The organism is Kitasatospora sp. NPDC059088 (assembly GCF_042738155.1).
Lineage (GTDB): Bacteria > Actinomycetota > Actinomycetes > Streptomycetales > Streptomycetaceae > Kitasatospora.
In genome coordinates this window covers 1-19092 of sequence record NZ_JBHYGR010000163.1, presented here as the reverse complement: position 1 = coordinate 19092, position 19092 = coordinate 1, and the positions used below count along the sequence as shown (strand labels likewise).

17 protein-coding genes and 1 pseudogene are annotated in these 19092 nt (G+C 74.5%); 8 read left to right on the top strand and 10 right to left on the bottom strand.

The genetic code is table 11. The annotated features are described in order from the left end of the window. Positions 1 to 308 (top strand): annotated as a pseudogene (locus tag ACFWXO_RS40225) (hypothetical protein); the annotation flags it as partial. Positions 309 to 329: 21 nt separating this feature from the next. On the opposite strand, the gene ACFWXO_RS40220 reads toward ACFWXO_RS40225, so the two are convergent. Together ACFWXO_RS40220 and ACFWXO_RS40215 are read right to left on the bottom strand one after the other, a co-directional pair. Next, the gene (locus ACFWXO_RS40220) at positions 330 to 1082 is read right to left on the bottom strand and encodes a hypothetical protein (RefSeq protein ID WP_380530914.1); all 753 of its coding nucleotides are present in this window, start codon (positions 1080 to 1082) and stop codon (positions 330 to 332) included. 97 nt (positions 1083 to 1179) lie between these two features. Next, positions 1180 to 2124, bottom strand: coding sequence for an LAETG motif-containing sortase-dependent surface protein (locus tag ACFWXO_RS40215; RefSeq protein ID WP_380530911.1), 945 nt, complete (start codon positions 2122 to 2124; stop codon positions 1180 to 1182). 182 nt (positions 2125 to 2306) lie between these two features. On the opposite strand from ACFWXO_RS40215, the gene ACFWXO_RS40210 reads away from it, so the two are divergent. Beyond that, positions 2307 to 2537, top strand: a complete 231-nt coding sequence (locus ACFWXO_RS40210; protein ID WP_375896724.1) for a hypothetical protein — start codon at positions 2307 to 2309, stop codon at positions 2535 to 2537. A 25-nt stretch (positions 2538 to 2562) separates the two neighbouring features. Then, positions 2563 to 3897 (top strand): amidase, encoded by a 1335-nt coding sequence (locus ACFWXO_RS40205; protein WP_380530908.1) that lies wholly within the window; start codon positions 2563 to 2565, stop codon positions 3895 to 3897. A 38-nt stretch (positions 3898 to 3935) separates the two neighbouring features. Here ACFWXO_RS40205 and ACFWXO_RS40200 read toward each other — a convergent pair whose 3' ends face one another. After that, a complete protein-coding gene (locus ACFWXO_RS40200) occupies positions 3936 to 4577 on the bottom strand; it encodes a TetR/AcrR family transcriptional regulator (protein ID WP_380530905.1) in 642 nt (213 codons plus the stop codon). A 173-nt stretch (positions 4578 to 4750) separates the two neighbouring features. Between ACFWXO_RS40200 and ACFWXO_RS40195 the strand changes: the two genes are divergently transcribed. The 3 genes from ACFWXO_RS40195 to ACFWXO_RS40185 all read left to right on the top strand — a co-directional run bounded on the left by ACFWXO_RS40195 (position 4751) and on the right by ACFWXO_RS40185 (position 7382). Then, entirely contained in the window at positions 4751 to 5617 is an 867-nt protein-coding gene (locus ACFWXO_RS40195; protein ID WP_380530903.1) for an alpha/beta hydrolase, read from the top strand. Continuing rightward, positions 5614 to 6222, top strand: a complete 609-nt coding sequence (locus tag ACFWXO_RS40190; protein WP_380530900.1) for a TIGR03086 family metal-binding protein — start codon at positions 5614 to 5616, stop codon at positions 6220 to 6222. The genes ACFWXO_RS40195 and ACFWXO_RS40190 overlap by 4 nt, the downstream gene beginning before the upstream one ends. Positions 6223 to 6560: 338 nt before the next feature. After that, complete coding sequence (locus ACFWXO_RS40185) at positions 6561 to 7382, top strand: integrase (RefSeq protein WP_375896737.1); 822 nt, start codon at positions 6561 to 6563, stop codon at positions 7380 to 7382. 86 nt (positions 7383 to 7468) lie between these two features. Here the strand turns inward: ACFWXO_RS40185 and ACFWXO_RS40180 are convergent, their stop codons facing one another. The 3 genes from ACFWXO_RS40180 to ACFWXO_RS40170 all read right to left on the bottom strand — a co-directional run bounded on the left by ACFWXO_RS40180 (position 7469) and on the right by ACFWXO_RS40170 (position 9655). Then, positions 7469 to 7846, bottom strand: coding sequence for a hypothetical protein (locus ACFWXO_RS40180; protein WP_375896740.1), 378 nt, complete (start codon positions 7844 to 7846; stop codon positions 7469 to 7471). 211 nt (positions 7847 to 8057) lie between these two features. Continuing rightward, a complete protein-coding gene (locus ACFWXO_RS40175) occupies positions 8058 to 9017 on the bottom strand; it encodes a pirin family protein (RefSeq protein ID WP_375896743.1) in 960 nt (319 codons plus the stop codon). Positions 9018 to 9151: 134 nt separating this feature from the next. Beyond that, positions 9152 to 9655, bottom strand: a complete 504-nt coding sequence (locus tag ACFWXO_RS40170; RefSeq protein WP_375896745.1) for an SseB family protein — start codon at positions 9653 to 9655, stop codon at positions 9152 to 9154. A 215-nt stretch (positions 9656 to 9870) separates the two neighbouring features. On the opposite strand from ACFWXO_RS40170, the gene ACFWXO_RS40165 reads away from it, so the two are divergent. Beyond that, positions 9871 to 11700: an acyl-CoA dehydrogenase gene (locus ACFWXO_RS40165; RefSeq protein ID WP_380530894.1), complete on the top strand. Its 1830-nt coding sequence runs from the start codon at positions 9871 to 9873 to the stop codon at positions 11698 to 11700. Between the two features lie 116 nt (positions 11701 to 11816). Here ACFWXO_RS40165 and ACFWXO_RS40160 read toward each other — a convergent pair whose 3' ends face one another. Genes ACFWXO_RS40160 through ACFWXO_RS40150 form a run of 3 tightly spaced genes read right to left on the bottom strand, consistent with a single transcriptional unit; the run spans position 11817 to position 15307 of the window. Next, on the bottom strand, positions 11817 to 13064 hold the full coding sequence (locus ACFWXO_RS40160) for an ABC transporter permease (RefSeq protein WP_380530891.1): 1248 nt from the start codon (positions 13062 to 13064) through the stop codon (positions 11817 to 11819). Further along, the gene (locus tag ACFWXO_RS40155; RefSeq protein ID WP_380530888.1) at positions 13065 to 13775 is read right to left on the bottom strand and encodes an ABC transporter ATP-binding protein; all 711 of its coding nucleotides are present in this window, start codon (positions 13773 to 13775) and stop codon (positions 13065 to 13067) included. Beyond that, positions 13772 to 15307: a peptidoglycan-binding protein gene (locus tag ACFWXO_RS40150; protein ID WP_380530885.1), complete on the bottom strand. Its 1536-nt coding sequence runs from the start codon at positions 15305 to 15307 to the stop codon at positions 13772 to 13774. The genes ACFWXO_RS40155 and ACFWXO_RS40150 overlap by 4 nt, the downstream gene beginning before the upstream one ends. Before the next feature lie 310 nt (positions 15308 to 15617). Here ACFWXO_RS40150 and ACFWXO_RS40145 point away from each other — a divergent pair, with 310 nt between their 5' ends. Next, positions 15618 to 17102: a M18 family aminopeptidase gene (locus ACFWXO_RS40145; protein WP_380530882.1), complete on the top strand. Its 1485-nt coding sequence runs from the start codon at positions 15618 to 15620 to the stop codon at positions 17100 to 17102. A 59-nt stretch (positions 17103 to 17161) separates the two neighbouring features. On the opposite strand, the gene ACFWXO_RS40140 is transcribed toward ACFWXO_RS40145, so the two are convergent. Further along, on the bottom strand, positions 17162 to 18976 hold the full coding sequence (locus ACFWXO_RS40140) for an NHL domain-containing thioredoxin family protein (protein WP_380530880.1): 1815 nt from the start codon (positions 18974 to 18976) through the stop codon (positions 17162 to 17164). Between the last annotated feature and the right edge of the window lie 116 nt (positions 18977 to 19092).

The window sequence follows — 19092 nt, the reverse complement described above, 5'->3', positions numbered from 1 at the left end:
CGCCCCGCCGCCCCCGCCGCGGCCGCGCCACCGTCCCGGCCCGCGTCCTCACCGCCCACCGCCCCCGCCGCGACGGCCACCCCTACGACACCCACGTCCTCCCCCACCGCCCCGCGGCCCCCACGCTCCGCCCGGTCGACCTCGACACCCTCCCCGACCTCACCGCCGAATCCGGCCGCGGCCTCTTCCTCATCCACGCCCTCACCGACCACGTCCAACTCCGCAACCACCCGCTCCGCGGGGCCATCGTGAGCTTCGACAAGATCCTCAAGTGGCAGGACGGCGCGCTGCTGCGCGCTGCGTCCTGAGCGTGTCCGGGCGGGTGCCCGTCAGTCGGTGGTGGGGCGGCGGCGGGTGAGGAGGCGGAGGGTGGTGCCGAGGAGGAGGGCGGTGGTGCCGGCGATGGCGAGGGGGCGGGTGGCGGTGCCGGCGCCGGTGTCGGCGAGGTGGGTGGGGGTGGTGCCGGTGGCGGGCTGGGCGTGGTCGGCGGGGGTGAGGGTGCCGGTGTAGGCGGCGGTGAGCTGGGGGCAGGTGTACTTCTTCGCCGGGGCGGAGCCGCTCGGGAGGACCTCGGACCTGGCGGTGAAGGTGAGGCGGTGGTCGCCGCGCGGGGTGCCGGCGGCGAGCCGGACCTGGAGGGTGAGCCGCTGGCCCTGGGGCACCTGGTAGGCGCCGGTGTCGGCCGGGGTGCCGGTGACGGCGAGGGGCTTCCAGGCGCCGGCGCCCGCGCGCAGTTCCAGCGGAAGGCCGCCGCTGCCGTCGGCGAGGGCCACGGTGGTGGCGAGCTGCTTCACCGTGGCGGTGCTGGTGTTGGTGAAGGTGACGGCGAGTTCGCCCGGGGTGCCGGTGCCGCCGGTGGCCGGTATCGGGTCGGCGGTGGTGCCTTCCGGGCAGTCGGCGGGGGCGGTCGGCACCGGGGTCGGCGTCGCGGTCTCGGAAGGCGTCCCGGTGGGTGCCCCGGTGGGCGTCGCGGGGGCGGTGGTCGGGGTGTCGGAGGCGAACGCGGGGACCGTGGCGAGGGCGGCCGGACCGGCGGTGAGCACGAGCAGGGTGCAGGCGGCGGGAAGGCGGGCGGGACGCATCGGCGGGCTCCAGCGGTGGGGTCGGGTGTCGCTCTCCCGGAAGACCACCGAGGGGCCCGAACGGTTGTCCGCGCCCCTCGGTTCATTTCACGCGGGATCAGCTGTGCGCGCCCGCCTTGCGACGGCGCAGGACGAACAGGGTACCGGCGCCCGCGGCCAGGACGGCGGCGCCGCCGAGGGCTATCGGCAGGGTGTTGGAGGAGCTGCCGGTCTCGGCCAGGTGCGGGCCGGCCGACGGGGAGGCGGAGGCCGTGGCGGACACGGCGGCGGGCACGGTGGCCGCGGTGGTGGCGCCACCGGCCTCGGCGACGTGGAACTCGCCCAGGTAGTCGTCGAGGAACTGGGTGCAGGCCTGGGGCTTGTTGTTGGCCGGGGTGGGGACCTTGTCGTTGTCGAAGGCGTCCGAGCCGGCCTCGTAGTTGGCGCCGTAGCGGCCGACCGGGGCCTTGGCGGTGGCGGCGATCCGGACCTTGTAGGTGAGCTTCTCGCCCTTGGCCAGCTTGAACTCGGGCGTGATGAGGCTCCGGTCGTTGAGCTGCGCGGGCTTCCAGCCGTCGCCGGTGTTCAGCTGGACGTCGAAGAACGCGGTGCTCCACTGGACCGGGACGTTGCCGTCGAACTCGTCCGTGACGTACAGGGAGTTGTGGACCACGGGCAGGTCGACGCCGCTCTTGTTCTCCCAGGTCACGGTGACCTCGGCGGCCGGTCCGCCCTTGACCAGGGTGGTCCCGTACAGGCCGGTGCCGGTGGCCTTGAGCAGGGCGCTCTGGTAGACGCCGCCGTGGCACCGGTTGTCGACGGTCGGCTTCGGCACCGGCTTGACGGTGGGGGTGACCGGGGCGCTCGGCGTGCCGGTCGCGGGGGTGCTCGGCGCCGGGGTGCCGGGGGCCGGGGTGCTCGGGGCGGTGGTCGCGGTCGTGGTGCCGGTCGGGGCCGGGGTCGGGGAGGTGATCCCGACGGCGCTCGCGGTGGCGGCGCCGGCCGTGGCGCAGAGGGCGAGTGCCGTCAGCGCGGAGGCGGCGAGAAGGCGGGAAGAGCGCACGCGACTAGCTCCATCTTTGAGCGAAATACAGGTGGTTTTGGGCGATTTGAGGCTTCGGCGCGGGCCGTCGGCACTGTTTCGCCCGCGTACCCTACCGGGGTGGGGTGCCGGTGCTCCCGGGCGGGGGCGGGAGGCAGGGTGCTCCGGTTGCCGGGGCGTGGGGGCCGCCGGACGATGGGGGCATGATGCACCAGATGCGAGCCGAGTTCGGCCCCGAGGGGGAGGCCGGAGGGGTGCGGCTGTGGCACGTGGTCCGGGGGTCGCAGAGCGTGGCGATGTGCGGCCGGGAACTCGATCCCGGGGCGCCGGTGCGGGAGGCGGTGGACTGGGGGCGGACCCCGGAGCTGTGCTGCCACACCTGCGGGGCGTACTTCCTGCGCGAGACGCCGTACCTGTCGGCCGAGCACCAGTGAGCGGCCGGGCGCTACGGTGCTCGGTATGGAGGAATCGCTGGTCCGGCCCCGGTCGCTGACCGCCGAGGCCGCGGGGCTGCGCTCCGGCACGCCCGGGTTGTCCGAGTACGTCGACCGGTTCTGCGCGCGGGTCGAGCGGGTGGACCCGCTGCTCCACGCGTTCGTGGCGGAGCCCGGTCGGCACGACCGACTGCGGGCGCGGGCAAGGGAGTTGGCCGCACGCTACCCGGAACCGGCCGGGCGGCCGCCGCTGTACGGGGTGGCGGTGGGGATCAAGGACATCGTGCACGTGGACGGCCTGCCCACGCACGCGGGGTCCGCGCTGCCGCCGGGTGTGCTGGCCGGGCCGCAGGCCGTGGTGGTGGACCGGTTGCTGGCGGCGGGGGCGATGGTCGCGGGCAAGACGGTGACCGCCGAGTTCGCCGCGACCGCCCCGGGCCCGACCCGCAATCCGCACCGGCCGGGGCACACCCCGGGCGGTTCGAGCAGCGGGTCGGCGGCGGCGGTGGCGGCCGGGCTGGTGGCGTTGGCGATCGGCACCCAGACGGTGGGTTCGGTGATCCGGCCGGCCGCGTACTGCGGGGTGGTGGGGTTCCGGCCGACGTACGGGCGGATCCCGTTCGCGGGCGTGGTCCCGAACGCGCCGAGCTTCGACACCCTGGGCGTGTTCACCGCCGATCCGGCGGGCGCGGCACTGGTGGCCCCGCTGCTGTGCGAGGACTGGCGGCCCGGGGAGGGGGAGGCGGCGGCCCCGGTGTGCGGGGTGCCGGACGGGCCGTACCTGGAGCGGGCGGAGCCGGCCGCGCGGCGGGCCTTCGAGGAGCAGGTGGCACGGCTGGTCCGGGCCGGGGTGACGGTGCGCAGGGTGCCGCTGTTCCCCGACTTCGCCGAGGTGGTGCGGCAGTTGCAGGTCGTCAACCGGTTCGAGCTGGCCCGCAGCCACGCCGACTGGTTCGCCCGCTTCGGCGGGCTGTACCGGCCGGAGACGGTGGCGAGCATCCGGGTCGGGCAGGGGGTCGCGGCGGTGGACCGGACGGCCGCGCTGCGGTTCCGGGAGGGGCTGCGGGAGCGGGTGGCCGGGGCGGCGGCCGCCGCCGGGGTGGACCTGTGGCTGGCGCCCTCGGCGACCGGCGGGGCGCCGGAGGGCCTGCACGACACCGGGAACGGGGTGATGTCGCTGCCGTGGAGCTTCCTCGGTCTGCCCGCGGTGAGCCTGCCGGCCGGCCGGACGGCGGACGGGCTGCCGCTCGGTCTCCAACTGGTCGGCGCGGCGGGGGCGGACGAGCGGCTGCTCGCCGGGGCCGCCGTGCTGGAGCGGGCGTTGGGGCAGCGGGCGTTGGGGCAGCGGGCGTTGGGGTAGCGGCGGGTACGGGGTAGCGGGGGGTACGGGGTGGCGGCTCAGGCGAGCGCGGGGTCGGCCGGGTCGGTGGCGGCGGTGCGGAGCAGGCCCGGCAGGAGGCGGCCGGCCCGCTGGTAGGGGGCGTCGTCCTGGTGCAGGACGGCCTGGGCGTTGGCCGCCTCCAGGACGGCGATCAGCGCGAAGGCGAGGTCGTCGAGGTCGGCGTCGGGGCGCAGGGCGCCGGTGCCGCGGGCCCCGGCGAGGGCTTCGACGACGGTGCCGTGCCATTCCCGGGCGCAGCCGGCCAGGGCGTCCCGGACGGCGCCGGGGCGGGCGTCGAACTCGGCGGTGACCTGGTAGAAGAAGCAGCCGCCGGGGAAGACCCGGGTGCGGGAGTAGGCGAGCCAGCTCTCGCAGAGCGCGCGGGCCCGGGCGAGGCCGGGCGGGATCTCGGCGACCGGGGTGAGGACGGCGTCGGCGAAGATCCGGCGGGCGGCGCGGACGGTGGCGAGCTGGAGCTCCTCCTTGGAGCCGAAGCCGGCGAAGACGCCGCTCTTGCTGAGTCCGAGGTCGGTGGCGAGGCGGCCGATGGACAGCGCGTCCAGGCCTTCGACGGAGGCGATCCCGACGGCGCGGCGCAGGACGGCCCGGCGGGTCTCCTCCCCGCGCAGGACCCGTCCGTCCGTGGTCGGTGCGGCCATGGTGCGCCCTCGTTCCTCGTCGCGGTGGGGTATCGCCCAGGGTAGTGGGTCGGTTCGTGGGGGCGGCGGTCCGGCGGTGGTCTGAAAACTGCACGAACGGTCGTGCTAATATCTCGCCCCGAGCAAGGAGCAAGGCCCAGGGAGCGCAGCACGCAGAGAGCAGGGGAGACCCGATGGACCCGGCCCAGGCACTGATCCGCACCGCCCTCAACCCCACCGCCCGGATCGCCCCCGGCCTGGCCGGCCGGGCGGCCTTCGAACTCTTCCGGCGCCCGCTGCGGCGCAGCCCGGTCCGGCCCGCCGAGCGGGAGGTCCACCACGGGGCGGCCCGCGAACCGCTCGCCGTCGACGGCGGACCCGTGGTCGGCTACCGCTGGGGCAGCGGCGAACGGCCCGTCCTGCTGCTGCACGGCTGGCGCTCCCGGGCGTCCCGCTTCGCGCCCTTCGTCCCCCGGCTGCGCGCCCTCGGCCTGAGCGTCCTGGCCTTCGACGCGCCGGGCCACGGCGACTCCGGCGGACGCGCCACCAGCGTGCTGGAGTACCGCGAACTGGCGCTGCGGCTCCAGGACCGGTACGGGCCGTTCGAGGCCGTGGTGGCGCACTCGCTGGGCGTCTGCGCGGCCTTCGGCGCGCTCGGCGACGGCCTGCGGGCGGGCCGGCTGGCGGCCGTGTCCGGGGTGTCCGAGGTGGGCTTCTTCCCGGCCGCCTTCTGCGCCGGACTGGGCCTGGACGCCACCGTCGAGCGGGCGCTGCGCCGCCGCATCGAACAGGACCTGTTCGCCGGGGACGCCGGGGTCTGGGAGCGGTACGACGCCGCGCGCCGGGCGGCGGAGATCGGGCTGCCGGTCCTGGTGCTGCACGACGAGGGCGACGACGTGGTGCCGCTCGGCCAGGCGCACCGCTTGAAGCGGGCGTACGGGGAGCGGCTCGACCTGGTGGTCACCCGGGGGCTCGGCCACCGCCGGATCGTCGCGGAACCGGCCGTGGTGGACCAGGTGATCGGATTCGTCGCCGCCGGAACGGGGGTCGCGGCCGCATGAGGATCGTCGAACTGCACGCGCGGGCCGTGGCGTCGGCCGTCGAGGTGGTGGCCGCCGTCCGGCCGGAGCAGCTGGGCCGGCCCACCCCGTGCGAGGGGTGGACCCTGGGTACGCTGCTGGCGCACTGCGTCGGCCAGCACCGGGGCTTCGCCGCGGCCGCCCGGGGCGCCGGTCCGGACCTGTCGCTGTTCGCGGACGCCCCACCGGGTGCCGACCCGGCGGAGGACTTCCGCCGTACCGGCGCCGACCTCACCGCCGCCTTCCGGGAGGCGGCCGCCGCCGGGCGTGCGCTCTGGCTGCCCGAACTCCGTGCCGACGAGCCGTTCCCGCTCGACCTGGCCGTCGGCTTCCACCTGCTGGACACCCTGGTGCACGGCTGGGACGTCGCCGCGGCGCTCGGCGGCACCGGGCGGCTGGTCGCGGCGGTGGACGGCGACGAGGAGCTGGCGGGCGCGCTGCTGGCGGTGACCGGGGCCGTCCCGGACACCCCGGAGTTTCGGGGGCCCGGCCGGCCGTTCGGACCGGGGCGGGCGCCCGGCGGCGGTGCGGGGCGGTTCGAGCGGGCGCTGGCGCTGCTCGGCCGCGACCCGGCCTGGCGCGCGTAGGCCTTGTCCGGCCCGGGGGTTACGCGTCGGGGCCGCGCCGCTCGTCGGGGAAGCGCGGTCCGCCGATCAGGAAGAACAGTGCGGCGGTCGGAAAGCCGAGCGCGGCGGCGAGCAACACGATGAACTGCCAGAACATCTTCCGCTCCTCGTCAGTCCCGGGCCGCCCGGGCACCCGAAGGTGGTGCCAAACCTGGACGGCCCTGATTGGCCGAATTGTCCAGTCGTTATCCGACGGTATGGCCGAATCGCCCCGGCTGCCACCGGAAACCGGCCCCGGCCCGCGCCACACCGGCGCAGGGGTCTGGGCGCGGGCCGGGGGTGGCGGCCACACTGTCGGGATGCAGCTACAGCTCGCAGGGGAAGCACGGCGGCCCGACCGCGAGAGCGAGGACTTCGCGGCGGCCTCGCCGGAGGCGCTGGTCCTGCTGGACGGCGCCAGTTCGCCGGCCGGTCTGGAGTCCGGGTGCCGGCACGGAACCGCCTGGTACGTCCGCCGGTTGGGGGTGCACCTGCTCGCCCGGCTGACCGACCGGGTGGACCGCTCGATCGCCGAGTGCCTGGCCGACGCCATCGTGGAGACGGCCGCGCTGCACGGCGGCCGCTGCGACCTCGGCCACGCCAACACGCCCGCGGCGATGGTGGTCGCGGCCCGGCGGCACGGCGAGTCGCTGGAGTACCTGGTGCTCGGGGACTCGCTGCTGGTGCTGGAGTTCAAGGACGGCCCGCCCAAGGTGATCGGCGACAACCAGCGCTTCCCCGGCGGGGAGGGGCTGCGCCGCCAGGTCTGGGCGACCGTCCCGGGGTCGGCCGAGCGGGCCGCGCTGCACCTGGAGTACGCGCTGGCGGTGCGCGCCGCCCGGAACCGGGGCACCGGGCCGTGGATCGCCGCCGCCAGTCCGCGGGCCGCCGAGCACGCCGAGACCGGCTTCGTCCGGCTGGACCGGCTGCACGCGCTGGCCGCCCTCACCGACGGCGCCTCGCGCTACACCGAGCGCTTCGGGCTGGGCAGTTGGGGGGACGTGCTGCAGCTGCTCGCCGAGTCCGGTCCGGGTGAGCTGATCGCCCAGGTCCGCGAGGTGGAGCGGGCGGACGCGGGCTGCGAGCGCTGGCCGCGCGGCAAGACCCATGACGACGCCTCCGCCGTCTACGCGTTGCTGTAGCCGGCGGAGGCGCTGCTCAGGCGGTGCTGCCCGAGCGGTGTTGCTCAGGCGGTGTTGCCCGGGTGGTGCGGGGCGGGTGGTGCGGGTCAGCGGTTCTGGCCCCAGCGGAAGCTGGACGAGTCGCCGACCTTCTGCACCCACGGCTGCACGTAGCGGGAGGGGTCGTCGCTGGTGGAGAAGCTGCCGCCGGTGATGTGGCCGACCCAGCCCTGGTCGCTGGTGTACGCGCCGGCTTCGCAGCCCTGGGTCCCGTTGCCGTGGTTGATCAGGTCGTACTGCACGTACCAGTGCGAGCTGTAGTAGAAGTGCACGTTGATCGAGCAGGTGCCCGTCCCGTCGTAGACGGAGTACGAGCTGGTGTCGATGGTCGGCCGGGCCTCGGCCGCGGTGGCACCGGTCAGGGCGATCAGCGGTGTCGAGGCGAGTACGGCGAGTACGGCGAGCCGCCGGACGGTACGGCGCATGGTGGGTTTCCTCCCGTGGTGGTCTCGACCAATTTGGCCAATGGTTCAGACCAATCGACATTATGGGGAGACGCTCGGAGCAGGTGTCAACACCCGTGCGACAAGGGGAGGATGGGACTCCGGAGGCTTCCGGTACGAACATGGCGAAGGGCCCGGACCGTAGCGGTCCGGGCCCTTCGGGTGTGCCGACGTCCGTGGGTGTCCGTGGGCGTCAGTGGGCGTCGGTGGGGATGGTGCCGAGGCGGCCGGCCTGGAAGTCCTCCATGGCCTGCTGGAGCTCGCGGTGGCTGTTCATCACGAACGGGCCGTAGTGGGCGACGGGCTCGCGGATCGGGAGGCCGCCGAGGAGGACCACCTCGAAGTTGTTGTCGCGGGAGTCCTGCTTCTCGTCGGCGCGGATGGTGATCGAGTCGCCGTCGCCGAAGACGACGGCCTGGCCCCGGTGGAAGGGACGGCGCTCGGCGCCGGCCGAACCGTTGCCCGCGAGGCCGTAGGCGAGGGCGTTGAAGTCGGCGCGCCAGGGCAGGGTGACCTGGGCGCCGGGGTTGACCGACGCGTGGATCATGGTGATCGGGGTGAAGGTGGTGCCCGGGCCCTGGTGGCCGTCCAGCTCGCCGGCGATCACCCGGAGCAGCGCGCCGCCGTCCTCGGAGCCGAGCAGCTTGACGCTGCCGCCGCGGATGTCCTGGTACTTCGGGGTGATCATCTTGTCCGAGGCGGGCAGGTTCACCCACAGCTGGAGGCCGTGGAAGAGGCCGCCGGACCGCACCAGGGACTCCGGCGGGGTCTCGATGTGCAGGAGGCCGGAGCCGGCGGTCATCCACTGGGTGTCGCCGTCGGTGATCGTGCCGCCACCGCCGTGCGAGTCCCGGTGGATGAACGTTCCGTCAATGATGTAGGTGACGGTCTCGAAGCCGCGGTGCGGGTGCCAGGGGGTGCCCTTCGGCTCGCCGGCCGCGTAGTCCACCTCGCCCATCTGGTCCATCATGATGAACGGGTCGAGGTACTTCTGGTTGATCTTGGCGAAGGCGCGGCGGACCGGGAAGCCCTCGCCCTCGAAGCCCTCGGGGGCGGTGGCGACGGTGAGCACCGGCCGCGGGGTGGCGACGGTCTGGTCCGGCGTGGTGACGCGCGGGAGGGTCAGCGGGTTGTCGACGGTCACGGCGGGCATGTCGGCCTCCTTCGAGGGGGGTTCTCTGGCCTACGTCCACGAGAATAGTTCAATCCTCAACAACAAGCAAGTTGAAACTTGAACTATGTGGTGACGAAGGAGCGCGGGGCTCCTCTCCCGGGGTGGGCCGTCCGTCAGCCGTACATCCGGCGCATGGTGAAGTCGACCATCTGCTCCACGGCCTTGGCGTCGAACACCATCCGGTGCTCGCCCTCCATGTCCAGCGCGAAGCCGTAGCCGGTCGGCAGCAGGTCCAGCACCTCGGCGCCGGTGACGGTGAAGTGCTTGGAGTCCTTGCCCGCGTAGCGGCGCAGCTCCTTGAGCGAGCTGAACATCGGGATCACCGGCGTCGGGGTGTTGTGCAGTGCCAGGAAGCCGGGGCGCTCGCCGCGCGGGCAGTGCACCTTCGAGGTGATGAAGATGGCCTGGAAGTCCTCGACCGCCATCGAGCCCGTGGTGAAGGCGCGCACCGCGTCCGCCAGGGACGGCGGGGAGGGCTCGGGGTACAGCGACTGCTGGGGTGCCTGCCCCTGGGTGCCGTACGCGTCCGGTCCGGGCATGCCGTTCATGCCCGGCTGCGGACCCGCCTGCTGCTGGTAGGGGTCACCCGGGTATGCGTTCTGGTCATATCCGTACACACGGACAGGCTAGCGGGAGCGCACCCGCCCGCGCTGGCGTCGATCCTGACAAGGAGTGGTCGCCCCGGCTTGTGGGACGTGACCACGTTCATACCGGATTCACCGCCGGGGGCTTGCCCAAGTTACCGCTGGGTAGCATCATGATGCCTACTGGTGGGTACGGGGCGCCCGAAACGCGGCGGTCTCCCGGAAGCGACGAACCGGAGAAAACGGCCATGGGTCACTACAAGTCCAACCTGCGGGACGTGGAGTTCAACCTCTTCGAGGTGTTCGGTCGCGACCAGGTGTACGGCACCGGGCCGTTCGCGGACATGGACGTCGAGACCGCGAAGAACATCCTCAGCGAGATCACCCGCCTCGCCGAGAACGACCTCGCCGCGTCCTTCGTCGACGCCGACCGCAACCCGCCGGTCTTCGACCCGGAGACCAACACCGCCCCGGTCCCGGCCACGTTCAAGAAGAGCTACCAGACCTTCATGGACGCCGAGTGGTGGCGCCTGGGCATCCCGGAGTCCATCGGTGGCCAGGTCACCCCGAACTCGCTGATCTGGGCCTTCGCCGAGCAGATCCTGGGCTCCAACCCCGCCATCTGGATGTACTCCTCCGGCCCGGCCTTCGCCGGCGTCATCGCCGAGGAGGGCACCGAGGAGCAGCTCGAGGTCGCCAAGCGGATGACCGACCGCCTGTGGGGCTCCACCATGGTCCTCACCGAGCCCGACGCGGGCTCCGACGTGGGCGCCGGCCGCACCAAGGCGATCCAGCAGGAGGACGGCTCCTGGCACATCGAGGGCGTCAAGCGCTTCATCACCTCGGGCGAGCACGACATGTCCGAGAACATCATCCACATGGTGCTGGCCCGCCCCGAGGGCGGCAAGCCGGGCACCAAGGGCCTCGGTCTGTTCATCGTCCCCAAGTTCGACTTCGACTGGGAGACCGGCGAGCTGGGCGAGCGCAACGGCGTCTACGCCACCAACGTCGAGCACAAGATGGGCCTCAAGGCCTCGAACACCTGCGAGATGACCTTCGGTGCCAAGCACCCGGCCAAGGGCTGGCTGCTGGGCGAGAAGGTCGACGGCATCCGCCAGATGTTCAAGATCATCGAGTTCGCCCGGATGATGGTCGGCACGAAGGCCATCGCCACCCTCTCCACCGGCTACCTGAACGCCCTGGAGTACGCCAAGGAGCGCGTGCAGGGTGCCGACATCTCTCAGTTCCTGGACAAGACCGCCCCGCGCGTCACCATCACCCACCACCCGGACGTGCGCCGCTCGCTGCTGACCCAGAAGGCCTACGCCGAGGGCATGCGCGCGCTGGTCCTGTACACCGCGTCCGTCCAGGACGACATGATGGCCGCCAAGCTGCGCGGCGAAAAGGACGAGGCCGCCGAGCGCCTCAACGACTTCCTGCTCCCGATCGTCAAGGGCTACGGCTCGGAGAAGTCCTACGAGCAGCTCGCCCAGTCCCTGCAGACCTTCGGTGGCTCCGGCTACCTGCAGGAGTACCCGATCGAGCAGTACATCCGCGACGCCAAGATCGACACCCTGTACGAGGGCACCACCGCCATCCAGGGCCAGGACTTCTTCTTCCGCAAGATCGTCAAGGACGGTGGCCAGGCGCTCACCGCCCTCAACGAGCAGATCCAGAAGTTCCTCGGCTCCGCCGAGGGCGGCGACGCCCTGGCCGCCGAGCGCGAGCTGCTCGCCAAGGCCGCCGGCGACCTGGAGGCCATCGTCGGCAAGCTCATCGCCGACCTGACCTCGGTCGAGCAGGACGTCAAGAACATGTACAAGGTGGGCCTCAACACCACCCGCCTGCTGATGGTCTCCGGCGACGTCGTGGTCGGCTGGCTGCTGCTGCGCCAGGCCGCGGTGGCCCTGGCCAAGCTGGAGGCCGGCGCCTCCGAGAAGGACGTGCCGTTCTACCAGGGCAAGGTCGCGGCCGCCCGCTTCTTCGCCAAGAACGTCCTCCCGACCATCGCCCCCCAGCGGGCGATCGCCGAGGGCATCGACAACGAGATCATGGAGCTGGCGGAGGAGGCCTTCTAAGGCCTGCGCCCTCCTCTTCTGAACCGCCTGACGACACCCTCACACCGAAGGGCCCGGCTGCCACCGGGCCCTTCGGCGTTTCCCGTGCCGCCCCAGGTGCCGCTCCAGGTGCCGTCCTAGGTGCCGTGCAGGGCCTGGAGGGGGTCGGTGCGGGCCGCGCGCAGGGCCGGGTAGAGGCCGGCGAGGAGGCCGACGGCGGTGCCGATCAGGGGGGCGGGCAGGGTGGTGGCGGGCTGGAGGACGGCGGTCCAGTCCCGGGCGGCGGCCACGCCGACCACCGTGACCACGCCCAGGCCGGTGCCGATCAGGCCGCCGAGGGTGCCCAGGGCCGTCGACTCGGTGAGGAACTGGGCCGCGATGTGGCCGGTGCGGGCGCCCAGCGAGCGGCGCAGGCCGATCTCCGCGGTCCGTTCCAGGACCGCGACCAGCGTGGTGTTGGCGATGCCGACGGCGCCCACCAGCAGGCAGATCCCGGCCAGGGCCAGGAACAGGCCGGTCAGGTCGGAGGCCACCGTGTCCTGGAGGCCGTGCGGGTCCGGCGGCGGGACGGCGGTGAACGCGGTCGGGGCGTCCGGCCGCAGGGCGAGCGGGAGTTGGGCCGCCACCACGGGCGCCGCGCCGATCCGGGTGGCGACCAGGCCCTGGGCGCCGCGGTCCGGCTGCGGGGCCGGGTTGCCGAAGTGCTCCAAGGCCGTGCCGGCCGGGACGATCAGGCTCAGCAGGGCACCCGGCCCGCGCCGGACGTCCGCGTAGACGCCGACGACGGTGTACGGGAGGCGGTCGATGAAGACCGCCGGCTGGGCGTCCAGGCGGCTCACCCCGAGGCGTGCGGCGGCGGCCTCGCTGAGCAGCACCACCGGCTGTGCGGTGTCCTGGACGAACGGGTCCAGGGTGACCCCGGCGGTCAGGGTCGGCTCCATCGCGGCGACCGCGCCCGGGGTGGCGGCCAGGACGGACAGTCCGGCGCCCTCGTCGGGGCCGTCCGGGCGGCGGGAGAGCGTCGGGGTGCCGGGCACCGGCCACCAGACGCCGCCGGCCCGTACGCCGTCGATCGCGGCGATCCGGTGGTCGGCGTCGGCGGGGAAGTCGCTCGGCGGGTTGGTGCCGGGGGCGACGCCGTCGGTGCGCGGCTGGTCGGTGACGGTGACGGTGGTGGCCCTGGTCAGGCTGAACCGCTCGTCGATCCGGCCGGTGGCGGTCGCGGTCAGGCCCAGGACGGCGACGAAGGCGCCGATGCCCAGCACGGTGCCGAGCAGGGTCAGCGCCGAGCGGCCGGGGCGCTGCAGGAGGCCGGAGAGCGCCTCGGAGAGCAGGTCGCGGGGGCTGAGGTGGGAGGACGGTCCGGGGGGCGTGGGGCGGGCCACTCAGACCACCTCGGGCACGGTCAGGCGGCCGTCGCGGAGCAGGGCCCGGCGGTCGGCGCGGGCGGCCACGGCGGGGTCGTGGGTGATCACCAGCAGGGTGAAGCCCTCGGCGTGCAGGGCGTCGAACCGGTCCAGCACCGCCGCGGCGTTGGCCGGGTCCAGGTTGCCGGTCGGCTCGTCGCACAGCAGCAGGCTGGGCCGGTTCACCAGGGCGCGGGCGATCGCCACCCGCTGGCGCTCGCCGCCGGACAGGGTGCCGGGCAGCGCGTCCGTGCGGTGGCCGAGGCCGACCAGGCGCAGCGCCGCCAGCGCGGCGGCGCGGCGGGCGCGGCGCGGGGTGCGGTTGTAGACCTGGGCGAGGAGGACGTTCTCCTCGGCGGTGCGGTGCGGGAGCAGGTGGAAGGACTGGAAGACGAAGCCGATCCGGTGCCCGCGCAGGGCCGAGCGGTCCCGGTCGCGCAGGCCGGCGGTGTCGATGCCGTCCAGCTCGTAGCGGCCGCCGGTGGGGGTGTCGAGCAGGCCGAGCAGGTGCAGCAGGGTGGACTTGCCGGAGCCGGACGGGCCGGTGACGGCCAGGTACTCGCCGCGGTGGACGGTCAGGTCGGTGGGGTGCAGGGCGACGACGGGCGGGCGGCCGGGGTGGGTGCGGCCGACGCCGTGCAGGGCGATGACGGGCGGTGCGGCGGGGGAGTCCGTCGCCGGCGGGGTCACTTGCCGACCACCACCTGGTCGCCGTCGCGCAGCCGGGCGCCCTCGGCCGGGGTGACGGCCACCAGGCCGTCCGCGGTGACGCCGGTGGCGACCGGTACGGTGTTGCGGTTCCCGGCGGGATCCACCCGGGTGACGGAGGTCCGGCCCGCCGCGTCGGTGGAGACCGCGGCGACCGGGACGGCCGTGACGGGGGCGCCGGCCTTGGCCCTCAGGACGGTGAGGCGGACGTTCCTGCCGTTCAGGGCGGCGGGCAGCGGGGCGTCCGGGGTGATCGTGACCGGCACGTAACTCTGGCCGCCCGGCTGGTTGTCGGGCGCTCCGGCGGCCGGGCCCGCGGCGCCGGGGGGTACTGCGCCGGGCCGGGCGGGGCCGGAGCCCGCCGGCGCGCCCGAGCCGCCCAGGGTGATCACCTTGCCGGCCGGGGCAGCGGTGGTCGGGGCGCCGACCTGGGCGACGGTGCCGGGGGCGGTGGTGCCGGAGTCCTCGGCGAGCAGCTCGACGGCCATGCCCGGCCGGACGCCGGCCGCCTGGGCCGGGGTCAGCTGGCCGGTGACGGCCAGGCCGCCGCTGGTGAGCGACAGCAGGGCACCGGAGACCGGCGAGCCGACCGCGCCGTTGACGGCGGTGACGGTGGCCGGGAGGGCGGGCAGGAACAGCACGTGGGCGGCCGGGACCATCGGGCCGTTGACGGCCTCGGCCTTGCCGAGGGCGGCCCGGTCGTCCGCCAACTGCTTCCTGGCGTCGGCGAGTTGCCGGTCGAGGTCGCCGGTGGGGGGCCGGGGCTGCTGGGGCTGCTGGGTCGGGGCCGGGGTCGGGGGCGGTGCGGTGGCGCCCGCCTCCTTCTGTGCGGTGAGGCCGTCCACCGTCTGCCGGTCGGCGTCGACCGCCTTCCGCGCGGTGTCCACGGCCTGCTGGGTGGTGGCGCCGGTGGTCGGTACCGGGTAGCCGAGCGCGCGGTAGAACTCCGTCACCGCGGCGGCGGTGCCGGGCCCGTACGAGCCCTGGTCGTCCTCGCCGCTCCCGTGCCCCAACCCGGCCAGTGCGGACTGGAGTTCGGCCACGTCGGGGCCGGTGCTGCCCGGCTTGAGGTCGCGGTACGCGGGCACCGGTCCGGGCAGGGCGAACAGCGGCTGCCCGGACACCTCGGCGAGCAGCCTCCCGGCCACCGCCAGGTCCCCCTGCCGCACGCCCAGCTTCGAGACGAACAGGCCGGTCACCTCGGTCGAGGCCGCGGTCGGGACCACGTCGAACTGCGCGGGCGGGTACACCACCGCGCGGGCGACCGTCGAGGGCGTCAGCACCCGGCTGACCACCGGCGCGGTCAGCAGGCTGTTCGGCGGCGGAGCGGTCCGCGCGGCCCGCTCCGCCGGGGACTTCACCAGCGCCGCCGCCCCCACCCCGCCCACCGCCACCAGCGCGGCGGCCAGCGCCACCCCCAGCAGCGCCCGCCGCCGCCGCGCGGCCCGCGACGGGGCGGGCGGGGGAGGCGGCGGGTCGGCGGTGCCGTCGGCGGTCTTCGTCGTCGTGGTCAACTCATCCCTCTCCCCGAGGACTTCACTGGGACGAGTGTTATCACCCGGCGGTCGGGCGCGGGTGGGGGTTCCCGGCTTTTCGGTGCGCGGCGGGCCCGTGCGGCGCGGCCGCGGCCGGGGCTCCGCTGACGGTGTGCGACCGGGTCGGACCAGGGCGTGAAGAAGGGCCGGTGGGAGGCGGGTTCGGGATCGCGCCGGTGTTCCGAAACCGTTGCCCGGTCCCGAATGCCATGTCCGTGTACGGGCATATGCTCAAGGTGCGAAGCCGATCCCCCATCCGGCTTCGGCCCTCCCTCGACCCTGGAGCAGTATGTCGACCGCCGCCCGCCGGGCCTTCTTCGACCGGACGCACACCGACGATCTGATCGCGTTCCTCGGCACCTCGCCGTCCCCGTACCACGCGGTCGCGAGCGCCGCCGAGCGCCTGGAGAAGGCGGGGTTCCGTCAGGTCGCGGAAGCGGACGCCTGGGACGCGGCGGCCGGCGGGCGCTACCTGATCCGCGGTGGTGCGCTGATCGCCTGGTACCTGCCGGAGGGGGCGGGGCCGGAGACGCCGTTCCGGATCGTCGGCACCCACACCGACTCGCCCAACCTGCGCGTGAAGCCGGTCCCCGACACCGGCTCCGCCGGGTGGCGGCAGGTCGCGGTGGAGATCTACGGCGGGGTGCCGCTGAACACCTGGCTGGACCGTGACCTCGGCCTGTCCGGCAGACTCGCGTTGAAGGACGGCAGCGCGGGGGGGGGGGCGGGCGGCGCGGCCCCGGGGGGCGGGGGCCCCGCCCCGCCACCCCCCCCGCCCCCGCGCCGCCGACGCCCGGAGGATGGGCGGCGCGCGCGCCCCCCACCCGCGGGGCGGCTCGGGCCCGGGCGGCGCCGCGGCCGTGGGGGTGTGCGGGCGGGCCGGGGGGTGCGCGCCGAGCGGCCCCCCCCGCTGCTGCGCGTGCCCCAGCTCGCCATCCACCTGGACCGCCAGGTCAACGACGGCATGAAGCTGGACCGGCAGCGGCACGTCACCCCGATCTGGGGCCTCGGCCCGGTCGACGAGGGCTCGCTGATCGGCTACGTCGCCGAGCGGGCCGGACTGGCCGCCGAGGAGGTGGCCGGCTGGGACCTGATGACCCACGACGTCCAGCCCGCCTCGTACCTGGGCCGTGACCGCGAGCTGCTGGCCGGCCCGCGGCTGGACAACCTGCTCTCGGTGCACGCGGCCACCGCCGCGCTGGCCGCCGTGGCCGTCGCCGCCGCCGGGGGCGAGGTGGAGCTGCCGTACATCCCGGTGCTGGCCGCCTTCGACCACGAGGAGACCGGCAGCGAGTCGGACACCGGCGCGCAGAGCCCGCTGCTCGGCAACGTGCTGGACCGGACGGTGTACGCCCGCGGCGGCTCCCCGGAGGACCGCGCCCGGGCGCTGGCCGGCACCGTCTGCCTGTCCTCGGACATGGGCCACGCCGTCCACCCGAACTACTCCGAGCGGCACGAGCCGGGCCACCACCCGCTGCCGAACAACGGGCCGATCCTCAAGGTCAACGTCAACAACCGCTACGCGACCGACGGGGTCGGCCGGGCGGTGTTCGCGGCCGCCTGCGAGAAGGCCGGCGTGCCGTGGCAGAGCTTCGTGTCCAACAACGCGATGCCCTGCGGGACGACGATCGGTCCGATCACCGCGGCGCGGCTGGGCATCAAGACGGTGGACTGCGGCATCGCGGCGCTGTCCATGCACTCCGCGCGCGAGCTGTGCGGGGCCGAGGACCCGTACCTGCTGGCCAGCGCGATCAAGGCCTTCCTGGAGGGCTGAGCACGTAGCCGCGAAGGGGCCCGCCGGTCCGCCGGCGGGCCCCTTCGCAGCTTGCCCGGTTACTCCATGCCCGCCAGGACCAGCGGGAGGCGGCGCACGCCGTCGGCGACCAGCTTCACCGGCACGCCCCAGTCCTGCTGGTGCACGTGGCAGGCCGGGTACTCGATCTCCGGGTCGTCGTCGCAGGAGGCGGCCATCGCCGAGACGTGCAGCACGCCCTCGGTCACCTCGGCGGAGAGCACCAGCTCGCGGGAGAGGGCGGAGTCCGCGCCCGCACCGGAGACCAGCAGCTCGGGCGGGGTCGAGCTGACCAGCAGCCGGGTGGACGGGCCGTAGCGCTCGTCCAGCTTCTGGCCGCTCGGGGCCTCGAACACCACGTCCAGCCGCAGGGTGCCCGGGGCGACCTCGGTGGCCGCGCGCTGGGTGCGGTGCGCCACCGACTCCACCCGCACCGCCTCCTCCGGCAGCCGCAGCCGGGTCAGCCGGTGCCGGGCCGACTCGATGACCACGATGTCGCCGTCGACCAGCACCGCCCCGGAGGGCTCGCGCAGGTCGGTGGCCAGCGTGCTGACCTCGCCGCTCGCCGGGTCGAAGCGGCGCAGCGCGTGGTTGTAGGTGTCGCTGACGGCCACCGAGCCGTCCGGCAGCACGGTGACGCCCAGCGGGTGCTGGAACAGGGCCTGGTCGGCGGCGCCGTCCCGGTGGCCGAAGTCGAACAGCCCGGTCCCGACGGCCGTTTCGACCGTCCCCGTTTCACGTGAAACGAAGCGCAGCGCGGAGGTCTCCGAGTCGGCGACCCAGAGCCGCTCGCCGTCCGCGGAGACCGCGAGGCCGGACGGCTGGGCGAACCAGGCCTCCGCGACCGGGCCGTCCACCAGGCCCTCGTTGGTGGTGCCGGCCGCCACGGCGACCGTGCCGGCCGCCGGGTCGTACGCCCACAGCTGGTGCACGCCCGCCATCGCGATCCACACCTTGCCGTCGAACCAGGCGACGTCCCACGGCGAGGAGAGGTCCACCTCGCGGGCCGGGCCCTCGGTCGGCGTGCCCTGCCACCACTGGCGGCCGGTGCCCGCCAGGGTGGTCACGCTGCCGTCGGCCAGCCGCACCCCGCGCAGCGCGTGGTTCACGGTGTCCGCGACGACCACGTCGTAGTCGTGGCCCTCCGGCAGCAGCGCCAGGCCCTGCGGCTCGCTGAACCGCGGGTCGGCGCCGTCCACCAGGCCGCGCTGCCCGTCACCGATCCGGCGCACCACCGTCTCGCCGTCCTCGGCCAGCTCGACCAGCGAGTGGTGGCCGGAGTCGGCCACCAGGAAGTGGCCGTTCGGCAGCCGCACCGCCTTGCCGGGGAACTTGAGGTCCTCGCTGCTCGGCTCCGGCGGCACGTACGGGCCGTCGCCGCGGCGCAGCGTGCCCTTGGCCCCGTGCTCCGCCTCCAGCTCGGCCACCAGCCGGGCGATCGCGTGCGCGTGGCCCTCCCCGGCGTGCTGGGCCACCACGTAGCCCTCGGGGTCGATCACCACGAGCGTCGGCCAGGCGCGGACGGCGTACTGCTTCCAGGTCGCCAGCTCCGGGTCGTCCAGCACCGGGTGGTGCACCTCGTACCGGGCGACGGCGTCCACCACGGCCTGGTGGTCGGCCTCGTGCACGAACTTGGGCGAGTGCACCCCGACGATCACCACGGTGTCGCGGTGCCGCTCCTCCAGCTCGCGGAGCTCGTCCAGGACGTGCAGACAGTTGATGCAGCAGAAGGTCCAGAAGTCCAGGACGGTGATCTTGCCCCGGAAGTCGGCGAGGGTGAGGTCCTTGCCGCCGGTGTTCAGCCAGCCGCCTGCTCCGACCAGTTCGGGGGCGCGTACGCGTGCACGAGATGCCATGGGTGTATCCAACCCCATGAGGGGTGGGGGGCATTCCGGGTGGGGGCCGCTGCGCGGGGCTGTTGGTGGGTGGGGGGGTTTGGGGTGGGTGGGTGGGTGCGGGGGCGGTTCCGCGG